Raw genomic sequence first — 12,298 nt, forward strand, 5'->3', positions numbered from 1 at the left:
TTATTAAATATGCAGACTATTGGCTTTATAGCCAATAGTTTTTGCTCATCATAACAATTATCAATATATTAGTTGTTATTTTTTAGTTTTATGTAAACAATTGTTCATAAACTAAACAATACGGTAAGAAATTAATTATTATAAATTTGCAAAAACTTACACAAATGAACGAACCACAGCAAAAGTGGACGGAAACGATTGAAGCCAACCATTCTTTACTTGATATACAACTCAAAGAAGTATGGCGGTATAAAGATCTTGTTTATATGTTTGTCAAAAGAGACTTTATATCAAGTTTCAAACAAACTATTTTAGGACCTATCTGGTTTTTTATTAATCCCATATTGACAACAATTGTTTATTTGGTTGTCTTCGGTGCGATTGCCAAACTTCCTACTGATGGCGCTCCGCCGATTCTATTTTACCTGTCAGGAGTAACGTTATGGAATTATTTTTCAGCTTCATTACTTGGTACATCCGGGACATTTGTAGGAAACTCAGCCATTTTCGGAAAAGTTTATTTTCCCAGACTTGTTACTCCACTGTCTATTGTTATTTCAAACCTGATGCGTTTTTCTGTACAATTCCTTTTATTTATTCTGGCATGGGCTTACTACCTGAGCCAGGGGAAGGTACATCCAAACTTATGGATTCTCGCTACGCCGTTTTTAGTTTTATTAATGGCTCTTTTTGCATTAGGTGCCGGAATGATTTTTTCAGCCTTGACAACGAAATATAAAGACCTTAGTATGCTATTAGGTTTTGGTGTAAGTTTATATATGTATGCCACCCCTGTTATTTATCCGGTTTCCTCGCTTCCTGCAGGTTTTAAAAAGCTTGCGTATTACAATCCTCTTACAGGAGTTTTTGAATGTTTTAAATACGCATGGCTTGGTGTAGGTGATTTTTCACCCTTAATGCTTGGAATCAGCACCATGCTTATTCTTATTCTTTTGCTGATAGGAATAGTAATCTTTAATAAGGTAGAAAAAACTTTCATGGACACTGTTTAATTTCATATCCTTATTTTTATTAATTTAAAATACAATCAGAACATGCTGGCTTTAAAAGCAGAAAACATATCAAAACAATACCGCCTCGGACAGGTGGGCACAGGAACTTTATCTCACGACCTCAACCGGTTCTGGCATAAAGTAAGAGGAAAGGAAGATCCTTATCTGAAAATCGGTGAGGCCAATGACAGAGCAACAAAAGGAGATTCTGAATATGTATGGTCCTTACGTAATGTCGACTTTGAAATCGAGCAAGGGGACGCCGTAGGAATTATAGGAAGAAACGGAGCGGGTAAATCTACGTTACTTAAACTCTTAAGCAAAGTAACTAAACCGACTACCGGAAAAATTTATACTCAGGGAAGAATCGCTTCATTATTAGAGGTAGGAACAGGTTTTCATCCTGAAATGACAGGACGTGAAAATGTATATCTTAACGGAGCCATCCTTGGAATGACCAGAAAAGAAATTACCCGAAAATTTGATGAAATTGTAAATTTCTCAGGGGTAGAACGATATATTGATACTCCTGTAAAAAGATACTCCTCCGGAATGTATGTCCGTCTGGCATTTGCGGTAGCAGCCCATTTGGAATCAGAAATTCTGATTGTAGATGAAGTACTGGCAGTTGGAGACTCCGAGTTTCAAAAAAAATGTCTCGGAAAAATGGGAGATGTGACCCGCGGAGAAGGAAGAACCGTTCTTTTTGTAAGCCATAATATTACGGCGATCAAAGAGCTTTGCAATAACGCTTTACTTCTGGATAAGGGACAGCTGATCACCACCGGAGAAGTGAATAAATGTATTATTGAATATCAAAAAAACAGTGATATCAAGTTTTTTTACAATTATCAGGAAGATTCCAGAGTTGTTGAAAACGAAAAAATCATGGTTAAGTCTTATAAGGCGGAAGCTATTGACGGGGATATGATCAGCACAAAGTCCGGTATTCGTGTAACGGTCACCTTTATGTCCAAAATGGAAAATGTGGATATTGATCTTTCATTCTTCCTTAAAAACAGTCATGACCTTACCATTATGAGTACAGGCCTGATGGTAAGTCAGAACCGGAACGGAATAAAAGGTGATTATACAATCAGCTTTGAAATTCCGCCTTACACTATTAATGAAGATTCTTATTATTTTGATTTCTTCTGGGGTGTAAACAGATCAGATATTGCATTCAGAACCCAGTTATTCGGTTTTGAAGTGCACGGAACGCAGAACGAATTTGGGGAGATCGTAAAATCACCGGGAATATTATTTCCAAGAATTACCCACACAGTAGAAAAACTCTAATTCAAATTTCTCCTGTTTATTCGTTTTTTCCCCGGCTTGTATATTTTTTATATTTTTATTTATCAGTGATCATTATTAGATATTAAATGGATACCCCTCAACTTATAGAATTTCCAAGAATAGGCTCTCAGGATTTAGGCTATATTACTGTTGCCGAAGCACAATCCAATACTCCCTTTGATATTAAGAGGGTGTACTGGACCTATTATACTCCCCAGGATGTCATTCGGGGAGGCCATGCCCATAAAAAACTACAGCAGGTTATATTTGCCGTTTCAGGAACGATAGAATTCAATACTCTAGATCTTGAAGGCAATAGAGAAAATTTTATCCTGGATTCACCTTCAAAGGGGCTTTATATTCCAAAACTGATCTGGAGAGATATTAAGTTCAGCCATAGCGCAGTTTTGCTGTGTCTTGCTTCTGAGCATTATGAGGAAGAGGATTATTTCAGAGATTTTGAAGAATTTAAAAATTATCAAGAATGATACATAGTCTGGCTGACGTTCAATCCCAACAGATAGGTGAAGGGACAACTATATGGCAATTTTGCGTGGTATTGAAAAATGCCAGAATCGGTAAAAACTGCAATATCAACTGCCAGGTACTGATTGAAAACGAAGTAAGTATCGGGGACAATGTTACAATAAAACCAGGAGTTCAGATATGGGATGGTATAACCCTTGAAGATAATGTCTTTGTGGGTCCCAATGTGACTTTTACGAACGATCTGTTTCCAAAATCAAAAAACAAGGATTTCAAACTGGAAAAAACCCTTATACAAAAAGGGGCTTCCATTGGTGCTAATGCCACCATACTGGCAGGAATAACAATTGGGGAGAATGCCCTGATCGGGGCCGGAAGTGTGGTTACTAAAAATGTACCTCCAAACGAAATATGGGTAGGAAATCCCGCAAAATTTTTAAAGAAAAACAATCATGATTAAATTTCTTGATTTACAAAAAATAAATATGAACCATCAACAGGAAATTGAGGATGCTTTGTTGCAAACCTTTCGTTCCGGATGGTATTTATTGGGTGAAAAAGTAAAAAAATTCGAAGAACAGCTTTCTTCCTATTGTAATGTTCCGTATGCCATTGGTGTTGCCAACGGCCTGGATGCGTTACGACTGATTTTCCGGGCATATATAGAACTTGGGATCATGCAGGAAGGAGATGAAATTCTTGTCCCTGCCAATACTTATATCGCTTCTATTCTTGCCCTTACCGATAATAAACTTGTCCCGGTACTTGTAGAACCGGATATCAATACGTATAATGTTGACCTTACTAAACTGGAAGAAAAAATCACTCCCAAAACGAAAGCTATTCTTTTAGTTCATCTATATGGAAGCATTGTTTTTTCTGAAGATCTGCAGGCACTTTCTGAAAAATACAACCTAAAAATTGTTGAAGATAATGCACAGGCAATCGGAGCAAGTTGGAAAGACCGAAAATCCGGTGGTTTAGGAGACGCAGCGGGTTTCAGCTTTTATCCCGGGAAAAATCTGGGGGCAATCGGGGATTCCGGTGCCATTACCTGTAAGGACAAAAATCTTTCAGATTGTATAAGAGCATTGGCCAATTATGGTTCTCAGGTAAAATATGTCAATCAATATCAAGGGTACAATTCTCGCATGGACGAAATTCAGGCAGCAGTACTTTCAGTAAAGTTCAATTATCTGGACATTGAGAATTCAAAAAGAAAAGAAATTGCCAATCGCTATTTATCCGAAATAACACATCCGAAAATCAGTTTACCTCACCATAAACTGGATGAGCATAGCCATGTCTACCATGTTTTTGTCATAAGATCTGAAAAAAGAGATCAGCTTCAGCAATATTTAACAGACAACGGAATACAGACACTTATCCACTACCCTATTCCACCTCATCATCAGGAGGCTTATTCTGAGTGGAAAGATCTGCAGCTTTCGATTACTGAAAAAATCCACAAAGAGGTTTTAAGTATTCCTATTTCTCCTGTAATGACAGAGGAGGAAGTAACAAAAGTAATAGAAACCTTAAATGCCTTCGACCAATGATTCTTAATGTAATTTTTTCTTATAACCGTGCTATTCAGCTGGATTATCTTATTCAGTCTGTTATTAAACGTTTTAAGTCAGATTCCAAAGTAGTTATTTTATACCATACAACAGGAGCTCATCAGCAGGGATATGACCTGTTGAAAAAAAAATATGCAGATCAAAAAAGCATCTCTTTCGTTGAAAGGAAAAATGTTGTTTTTGACTGGGCATATTGGGACGCTCTTAATTCAAAAAAAGACTGGGCCTTTTTTAAGGAAAGGAACTTATTTAATAAAAACGGAGATAACTTTAAAGGAGCTCTCCAAAAAATCATAAAAAACAGCGGTTGTGAGTTTGTTATGTTCAATACTGATGACGGTGTGTTTTTTGAAGATGTTATCGTACCGGAAGAAGTTTTTAGTATTATCAGAAATAATCCGGAAAACGCTTCCTACAGATTATATGTAGGAGACAATCTTGAAGGTATGCCCCACTATCTGGAGAAAAAAAATGATTTTTACCAGTGGGATTATTATAAAGATACGGTCATTCATCACTGGTCATATCCTTTTTCTGTAGATGGTACCATTTATCACTCAGAAGGGCTTTTAAAGCACCTGAAAAGGATGGTGTATCACAACCCGGTTACTTTGGAAGAAAACGGGTTTCAATATATAAGATACCGTAAACTCTTTGCTATTGGCCTGAGTCCGTTACAATCTAAACTGGTTGCAACCAAACTTAACAGGGTTTCCGTTGATACATTGAACCCTACCATCCATATCAAACCTGATTTTCTTAACGAAAAATTTTTAGCAGGATACACTCTGGAACTTGTTATTCCCGAAAATATAGACAATGCGAATATTGTTCCCTCAGAAATTTATCTGGTAAACGGTGACAAGAAAGAACTGATCTACTCAATGGATGAACAGGGTAAAAAAGTACAGGGATTGCTTGGTATAGAAGGAGCAAAAAGTCAGTTAGAATAAAATGCCGGAAGAATGAATTACCCACTTGTATCAATTATTGTTGTTTCTTATAACCACTCCGGATATATCAAAGAAAATCTGGATAGTGTAAAAAACCAGACCTATCCCAATATTCAGTTAATTGTTGCTGATGATGCCTCTCCTGATAATTCGGCAGAGGTTTTTGAACAGTGGCTGAAAGATAATAATTATCCGGCAGAAAAAAATTTTCACAGTCAAAATACCGGATTTACCCAGACCCTTAATGAGTGTATTGAGCTGGCTAAGGGTGAGTATATTAAAATTATCGCGGCAGATGATGTATTGCATTCTGAATATACAGAAGAGTGTGTTTCCAGACTTGAAGCATTGGGAGAAAGCTACGGAATGGTTTTTACCAATACCCATACCATAGATGACTCGAGCCATATTCTTCAGGATTATGCAGATTATGATGCGTTGGGAAATGTAGACCCTCAAGTTTTCAAAAAGGAGCTGATTAAAGGGAACAGAATTGCAGCACTATCAGTTTTACTAAGAACGGCAGCTCTTAAGGCAACCGGTAAGTATGATACAAAATTCATTGTAGAGGATTATTTTCGCTGGTTAAAAATTAACGAAAAGTACTTGATTGCTTACGTACCGAAGAAACTGACTTATTACCGTTTGCATGCCGAGAATATTTCAAAAGTCAAGGCCGACCGTATTGAAAAGGAAACGCTATTACTTCAGATCATGTTTGATAAAGACGGGGATGTAAGACAGAAAATCAACAGCCTTACTCAAAGATATTATCTGAAAAAAGACCATCTTTCCCCGGAATTTATAGAGGCTTATCAAAAGTATCCTTATCACATAAAAAGACTATCTTTTGCACTGCAATACAAGGTTGCACCCTCTTTGTATAAGATCTTAAATAAAATTATCTAAACATGATGCCTACCATTTCCATTATCGTCCCTTGCTACAATCAGGCCATTTATCTTGATGAATGTCTGCAATCTGTTCTGGACCAAACCTATGGCAATTGGGAATGCATTATTGTGGATGACGGTTCTCCTGACAATACCAAAGAGGTTACTGAAAAATGGATAGAAAAAGACAATCGTTTTATCTATCTTCATAAAGAAAACGGAGGTTTGTCTTCAGCAAGAAATGCCGGTATAGAAGCAGCAAAAGGAGCATGGATTCTTCCCTTGGATGCAGATGATAAGATCAGCAACCGGTATCTGGAATTGGCAGCGAAGGAATTTGATAAACAATATACAATCATTTATTGTAAGGCAAAAAAATTTGGCTCCGTTAATGAATTCTGGGAACTACCCGATTTCAGCCATCTGGCATTAGCCCAAACGAACATCATTTTTTGCACAGCTTTTTTTAAGAAACAAAGTTGGGAAGAAGTAGGAGGTTATGATACTCATATGTTGTATGGTCTGGAAGACTGGGAATTTTGGATTTCACTGTTAGAGAATGGGGGCAATGTGTATAGAATTGATGATGTATGTTTTTATTACAGGATCAAAGAAAATTCTATGATTACCGAACTGAGCCAATCCAGAAAAACAATGATGTTGTTTCATATAGAAAAAAAGCATCTGGATTTTTTCCATCAATATCTGGGAAGTCTGCATCAGCTTCATTATCAGTTGGAGCAGAGTCAGAAAAAAGCGGACTATTACAACAGTCAATTACAGAAATTAATCAATTCCAAAAGATATCAGTTAACAGAAAAAATACTTTCTATTTTTAAAAGATAATGAAGAAACTTGCTATTGTCATTCCGTATTATAAGATAGATTTTCTGGAAAAAACCGTACAATCTATCGTTGCACAAACGAATCGCGATTTTGTGCTCTATATCGGCAATGATAATAGCCCACATGATCCCTTACCTGTTCTCGAGCAATATCTCAGCAATGATGAATATCAATATTTTGATTATAAAGAAAATCTAGGTGGTAAAAATCTGGCTCTACAATGGGCCCGAATTCTGGAAAATGTAAAAGAAGAATGGTTTCTTATTTTGGGAGACGACGATACTGTTTCTGAAAATTTTGTTGAAGAATTTTACCATCACCTGAATACCATTGAAGAGCAAAAAATCAATATTGTAAAGTTTTCCCAGGCTTTAATGGATGAGGATGGCAAAATTCTTTCTTCTTTCACAAAATACAATACGACAGAATCTGCAGTGCATTTATGGCTGCAAAAAATATATGAAGGGCATCGCTCCAGTTTGTCAGAACACATTTTCAGGAAAAGTGCCTATGAGAAATATCACTTCAGGGAATTTCCCCTGGCGTGGCATTCAGATGATCTCGCGGTGCTGGAATTCTCGGACTTTGGCTCGGTATACTGTATTGATACTGCAAAAACATTTGTACGTATATCTACCGCCAGTATTTCAGGAGATGTAGAAAACAAATCGTATCAGGAAAGAAAGACAGAGGCGAGATATCAGTTTTTCGGATACCTCATCAATACCTATTACGGCAAATTCAGTCCTGATGTTTTACACAAGCTGATCAATGTACATCTTCATTATTGCTGGCAGAATAAAAAGAAATTAAATATCAGTCTTTATAAGCTGTATTATCATTTAAAAAGCTATAAACAGCTTTTAGGCATTCCCAGAAAAGAGTATCTTTTACTTAAAAACAGCAATCCTGTCTGGGATCCTGCGCATTATACGGGAAAACTGCATCAAGTGACCAACAAGTATCTGTATCAGTATCTGATTCATAATGATGAGCTTGTAAAATCTCAAAGAGAAAACCCGTTACGCATTCCTGTTATCATTATCAATTTTAATCAGCTTCACTACCTCAAGCAACTGATTGCTTTTTTACAGCAGAGAAAATTTGAAAATATCATTATTATAGATAACCAATCAGATTATCAGCCGCTACTTGATTATTATCAAACCATTGAAAAAGAAATTACCGTAGAACGTATGCCTGGGAATCTTGGTCATAAAGTCTTTTTCGACACCCCTTATTTACAGGAAAAATATGGTAAAGGCTATTTTGTTTTAACAGATCCGGATATTGTTCCCAATGAAAAACTACCGGTTGATTTTATGTCTGAGATGATCTCCAAAATGGATATCTACCATAGCACAATCACTAAAGTTGGTTTTGCCCTCGATATAGAAACCATTCCTGACTATTTCCCGTTGAAAGAAAAAGTGCTGAAATGGGAAAAACAATTCTGGGAAAAACAACTGGAAAACAATGTTTATTCAGCCTATGTTGATACCACTTTTGCTTTATATAAACCGTATTATCCGAAACGATTCAATAACCTTGCGTTTTTGGAAGGCATAAGAATTGGAGGAGACTTCACCGCTTTACATGGAGGCTGGTATATGGATCCTCAAAATTATACGGAAGAATATTTGCATTATATTCAATCTGTCGATAAATCCAGCTCATGGAAGCTCAACACCAAAGGAGAACATGACAATAAAGGGATTGCTAAATATGAAAACTAACAGAAACCATGGATATTCTTATTAAAACATAGTTTTTTTTAACTATAAAAACACACATTGGTCAATGATTATAGGAAACGGACTTATCGCCAACGCATTACAAAGCATCGATTCAGAGGATTATCTATTCTTTGCATCCGGTGTCTCCAACTCCCTTGAAACGAGGAGTTCAGAGTTTGAAAGAGAATCTGCTCTTTTAAAAAACACAATGAAAAATAGCGGCGATAAAAAATTAATATACTTTTCCACATTAAGTGTAAAAGATCAGTCTAAACAAGACAGTCACTATGTTTTGCATAAGCTGGCTATGGAAGATTATATCCAAAACCATTCAAAAAATTACCTTATCCTCAGAATCGGGAACATTGTAGGAAGAGGCGGAAATCCCAATACCCTTTTTAATTACCTGAAAAACCAGATCAAAAATAACAATGAGTTTACGGTTCACAGTAAGGCAAGAAGATTATTGATCGATATGGACGATATCACAAAATTTCTGGAAATCAACTGCGTTCTTCTTAATAATGGGATTGTGAATTGTGCATTCCCTTATTATTATGATTTAAAAGAGATTATCAGAGCTATTGAGAATAAAACCGAGCAAAAAGGAAAGTACTCAGAAATCAATGAAGGGGATTTTTACAAAGTAGACTTTACAGAAAACATCACCTCCTTTTTCTCCGGAGTGAGCCCGGAAGACTATTTAAATACCTTAACCCAAAAGTATATGTAAAATGGCGAATATATATGTTATCATTGTCACTTACAATGCCATGAGATGGGCAGAAAGATGCTTTACAAGCTTAAGGCAATCTTCTGTGCCTGTGACTTGTATAGTCATTGACAACGGATCTACCGATGGGACCCAGGAATATATAAAAGCCCATTTTCCGGAAGTAGACTTTATTCAATCTCCTGACAACGCGGGATTTGGAAAAGCCAATAATATCGGTATTGAAAAAGCTTATCAGGAAGGAGCAGATTTCTTTTATCTGATGAACCAGGACGCCTGGATTTACCCGGATAGCTTTCAGCAATTGCTGGACGTATATCATGCTCATCCGGAGAAAAATCAAATCGGGATCATGAGCCCCATGCATCTGGATGGAAGCGAAAAGAAGCTTGATCTACATTTTGAAAATTATCTGGCGAAAGATCTTCGAAACAACAGAATGCTTTCTGACGTCTATTTTGGTGATACCCGGCCCTATTACGAGATCAGTTTTGTGAATGCTGCCCATTGGTGTATTCCAAGGAAAATCATTGAAAAAGTGGGTGGATTTAATCCTTATTTTTTCCATGGTGCAGAAGACTATGAATATGTACACCGTGTGACTTATTTTGGGCTTAAAATCATTGTCTGCTCAAAAAGCAAGGTCATTCATGACACCGTACAGTCATTTTACAAGAAAGAACCCAATGATAAAGCTGAAGCATTAAAAATAGCAAGACTTTCGATGCAAATGCAAAGGGAAACCAAATATCTGGATCCCAACTATGATTATAATGTTAAAAGAGAAAAGACAGCACTTCTTTCCTATCTCCTAAAAATGAGTGTTAAAGGAAATATCAGTGAAGCGAAGTTCTGTCTCGAACAATATAAATACTTTTCGAAAAAATTCGAGGAGATTGAGCAGGCAAGAAAAACTTCAATGACAGCCCAACATCCATTCCTGAACCTATAAGCAATAATGACTATGGAAAAACTCCCCATCAGCGTCTGTATTCTTTCATGGAAAAGTGGAAACACCCTGAAAAACACTTTAAAATCGTACAAAAAATTCGGTCTTCTGGAAATGATCGAAGATATAGTGGTACTTTTTCAGGAAGTCAGTGATGAAGACAAAAAAACAGCCGATCAGTACAAGGTAAAGTACATAGGATTACAGGAAAATATAGGAATCGGGAAAGGAATGAAAACATTGGCTGAAAATGCAGCCTGCGACAATATTCTCTTTTTGGAACACGATTTTGAGCTGATTGAGAATGAAAAAACTGTATTTTCACGCCTTAAGAGCGGACTGGAATTGCTTAACAACGGCTTCGATGTCATCCGTTACAGAAGCAGAGAGCAACCGGGCTACCCTCTCATCTCTATCAGACATAAAGGTAACGAGCTCAACTATTACGACGATTGGCACGAATGTACTTCCCCTCACCTTCTGGAATCCCTGCACTGGCTGGATCCCGCAGCAGAATTTCCCGACAAAATTCAGAAACAGGGAGAATATTTTATTACCACTTCCCGCTGGGCGAACTGGACCAATAATCCTTATCTTGTTAAAAAAAATTTTCTGCTGGAAACAATTATTCCGTTTTCGGGAGAAACAGCCTCTCTGGAAAGAAATATCGCGGCATGGTGGGTGAAGCAAAACTTTAAGATTGCCCAGGGAGAAGGACTTTTTAAGCACAATGATCTTACCAAGTATCCGAAGAAGACCCTTCTTCAAAAGATCAAAGGAAGATTGAAAAAAATATTTAAATAATATGAGCGGAATGAAAATTCTTTTCCATGAAGATGAACTCAATTACAGGGGGACTTCTATCGCAGTTTACGATTATGCAGATTTCAATGAAAGATATCTGGGAAATGAATCTGTAATAGTTTATAATAAAAATGCAAAAACCAATCATCCGCTAGGCATTGAAAAGTTTGAGAAACGTTTCAAAGTACACGGTTATTCAGACTTCAGTGAGGTAGATAAAATGATCACAGAAGATCAGATAGACCTTTTTTATGCCATCAAAAACGGATATATCGACGGAATCGATACAAAAGAAGCTAAAACAGCCATACATAGTGTATTTACCCACTTCGAACCTCATGGTGATGTCTATGCTTATGTCTCCGAATGGCTGAGTGAAGAAATGACAGGCTCCAAACACCCTTATGTTCCTCATATGGTTAATTTCGAAACCCAGACCCATGAGAATCTAAGGGCAGAACTGAATATTCCCCCCAAAGCAAAAGTATTTGGATACTATGGAGGCTACATCAGTTTCAACATCGTATTTGCGCAGCAAACTATTGAAAAAATAGCTTCTCAGTACAAAGACATTTATTTTATCTTCATGGGCGTAGATCCTTTCATCAAAAAGAAATGGTGGAAATCAGCTCCTCCCAATATTATATTTCTTCCGCCCAGTTCGGATATCATCATGAAACAGAAGTTTATCAACACCTGTGATGCCCTACTGCATGCACGACAGAGAGGAGAAACTTTCGGGATAACGGTTGCAGAGTTTGCCATCATGGGAAAACCTGTGATCGCCTTTGCCAATCCTCCCGAAAAAGCCCATATCAGCCACATGAGAGATCAGGCATACTATTACAACGATAGTAAAGAGCTCAGAGATATTATTCTTGATGCAGAACTCACCTTGTCAGCCCGGGAATTATATCAGAAATTCCTGCCTCATCCGGTAATGGATAAGTTTAAAAAAGTATTTATTGATTAAATAGCTTTTTTCAAGACATCTGTTTAAATAGCA

13 protein-coding genes are annotated in these 12,298 nt (G+C 36.9%); all 13 read left to right on the plus strand.

From position 1 onward, the window contains the following. Positions 1 to 164: 164 nt before the first annotated feature. The 13 genes from M030_RS0100935 to M030_RS23560 all read left to right on the plus strand — a co-directional run bounded on the left by M030_RS0100935 (position 165) and on the right by M030_RS23560 (position 12,265). Positions 165 to 1,013, plus strand: a complete 849-nt coding sequence (locus M030_RS0100935) for an ABC transporter permease (RefSeq protein ID WP_027371817.1) — start codon at positions 165 to 167, stop codon at positions 1,011 to 1,013. A 42-nt stretch (positions 1,014 to 1,055) separates the two neighbouring features. Continuing rightward, positions 1,056 to 2,312 (plus strand): ABC transporter ATP-binding protein, encoded by a 1,257-nt coding sequence (locus M030_RS25835; protein WP_034721885.1) that lies wholly within the window; start codon positions 1,056 to 1,058, stop codon positions 2,310 to 2,312. 86 nt (positions 2,313 to 2,398) lie between these two features. Next, positions 2,399 to 2,800 carry a sugar 3,4-ketoisomerase gene (locus M030_RS0100945; protein WP_027371818.1) on the plus strand — a complete coding sequence of 134 codons (402 nt, stop codon included), beginning with the start codon at positions 2,399 to 2,401 and terminating at the stop codon, positions 2,798 to 2,800. Continuing rightward, the gene (locus M030_RS0100950; protein WP_027371819.1) at positions 2,797 to 3,258 is read left to right on the plus strand and encodes an acyltransferase; all 462 of its coding nucleotides are present in this window, start codon (positions 2,797 to 2,799) and stop codon (positions 3,256 to 3,258) included. The genes M030_RS0100945 and M030_RS0100950 overlap by 4 nt, the downstream gene beginning before the upstream one ends. Further along, positions 3,251 to 4,357: a DegT/DnrJ/EryC1/StrS family aminotransferase gene (locus tag M030_RS0100955; protein ID WP_027371820.1), complete on the plus strand. Its 1,107-nt coding sequence runs from the start codon at positions 3,251 to 3,253 to the stop codon at positions 4,355 to 4,357. The genes M030_RS0100950 and M030_RS0100955 overlap by 8 nt, the downstream gene beginning before the upstream one ends. After that, positions 4,354 to 5,331 (plus strand): hypothetical protein, encoded by a 978-nt coding sequence (locus M030_RS0100960; RefSeq protein ID WP_027371821.1) that lies wholly within the window; start codon positions 4,354 to 4,356, stop codon positions 5,329 to 5,331. The genes M030_RS0100955 and M030_RS0100960 overlap by 4 nt, the downstream gene beginning before the upstream one ends. A 12-nt stretch (positions 5,332 to 5,343) precedes the next feature. Beyond that, positions 5,344 to 6,240, plus strand: coding sequence for a glycosyltransferase family 2 protein (locus M030_RS0100965; RefSeq protein ID WP_027371822.1), 897 nt, complete (start codon positions 5,344 to 5,346; stop codon positions 6,238 to 6,240). A gap of 2 nt (positions 6,241 to 6,242) precedes the next feature. Continuing rightward, complete coding sequence (locus M030_RS23545) at positions 6,243 to 7,070, plus strand: glycosyltransferase family 2 protein (RefSeq protein ID WP_034721888.1); 828 nt, start codon at positions 6,243 to 6,245, stop codon at positions 7,068 to 7,070. Continuing rightward, positions 7,070 to 8,806, plus strand: coding sequence for a glycosyltransferase family 2 protein (locus tag M030_RS24810; protein ID WP_051584832.1), 1,737 nt, complete (start codon positions 7,070 to 7,072; stop codon positions 8,804 to 8,806). Before M030_RS23545 ends, M030_RS24810 begins: the two co-directional genes overlap by 1 nt. 64 nt (positions 8,807 to 8,870) lie before the next feature. After that, entirely contained in the window at positions 8,871 to 9,539 is a 669-nt protein-coding gene (locus M030_RS0100980) for an NAD-dependent epimerase/dehydratase family protein (protein ID WP_027371823.1), read from the plus strand. A 1-nt stretch (position 9,540) separates the two neighbouring features. Continuing rightward, entirely contained in the window at positions 9,541 to 10,491 is a 951-nt protein-coding gene (locus tag M030_RS23555; protein WP_051584833.1) for a glycosyltransferase family 2 protein, read from the plus strand. A gap of 12 nt (positions 10,492 to 10,503) precedes the next feature. Beyond that, positions 10,504 to 11,292: a glycosyltransferase family 2 protein gene (locus M030_RS0100990; protein ID WP_027371824.1), complete on the plus strand. Its 789-nt coding sequence runs from the start codon at positions 10,504 to 10,506 to the stop codon at positions 11,290 to 11,292. Position 11,293: 1 nt separating this feature from the next. Beyond that, entirely contained in the window at positions 11,294 to 12,265 is a 972-nt protein-coding gene (locus M030_RS23560; RefSeq protein ID WP_051584834.1) for a glycosyltransferase, read from the plus strand. The last annotated feature ends 33 nt before the right edge of the window (positions 12,266 to 12,298 follow it).

Source organism: Chryseobacterium sp. UNC8MFCol, from assembly GCF_000482305.1.
In the GTDB taxonomy this organism is placed as follows: Bacteria; Bacteroidota; Bacteroidia; order Flavobacteriales; family Weeksellaceae; genus Chryseobacterium; species Chryseobacterium indologenes.

Coding starts and splice junctions, on each gene's coding strand:
- M030_RS0100935 (WP_027371817.1), top strand. CDS start 165: ATGAACGAACCACAGCAAAAGTGGACGGAAACGATTGAAGCCAACCAT.
- M030_RS25835 (WP_034721885.1), top strand. CDS start 1,056: ATGCTGGCTTTAAAAGCAGAAAACATATCAAAACAATACCGCCTCGGA.
- M030_RS0100945 (WP_027371818.1), top strand. CDS start 2,399: ATGGATACCCCTCAACTTATAGAATTTCCAAGAATAGGCTCTCAGGAT.
- M030_RS0100950 (WP_027371819.1), top strand. CDS start 2,797: ATGATACATAGTCTGGCTGACGTTCAATCCCAACAGATAGGTGAAGGG.
- M030_RS0100955 (WP_027371820.1), top strand. CDS start 3,251: ATGATTAAATTTCTTGATTTACAAAAAATAAATATGAACCATCAACAG.
- M030_RS0100960 (WP_027371821.1), top strand. CDS start 4,354: ATGATTCTTAATGTAATTTTTTCTTATAACCGTGCTATTCAGCTGGAT.
- M030_RS0100965 (WP_027371822.1), top strand. CDS start 5,344: ATGAATTACCCACTTGTATCAATTATTGTTGTTTCTTATAACCACTCC.
- M030_RS23545 (WP_034721888.1), top strand. CDS start 6,243: ATGATGCCTACCATTTCCATTATCGTCCCTTGCTACAATCAGGCCATT.
- M030_RS24810 (WP_051584832.1), top strand. CDS start 7,070: ATGAAGAAACTTGCTATTGTCATTCCGTATTATAAGATAGATTTTCTG.
- M030_RS0100980 (WP_027371823.1), top strand. CDS start 8,871: ATGATTATAGGAAACGGACTTATCGCCAACGCATTACAAAGCATCGAT.
- M030_RS23555 (WP_051584833.1), top strand. CDS start 9,541: ATGGCGAATATATATGTTATCATTGTCACTTACAATGCCATGAGATGG.
- M030_RS0100990 (WP_027371824.1), top strand. CDS start 10,504: ATGGAAAAACTCCCCATCAGCGTCTGTATTCTTTCATGGAAAAGTGGA.
- M030_RS23560 (WP_051584834.1), top strand. CDS start 11,294: ATGAGCGGAATGAAAATTCTTTTCCATGAAGATGAACTCAATTACAGG.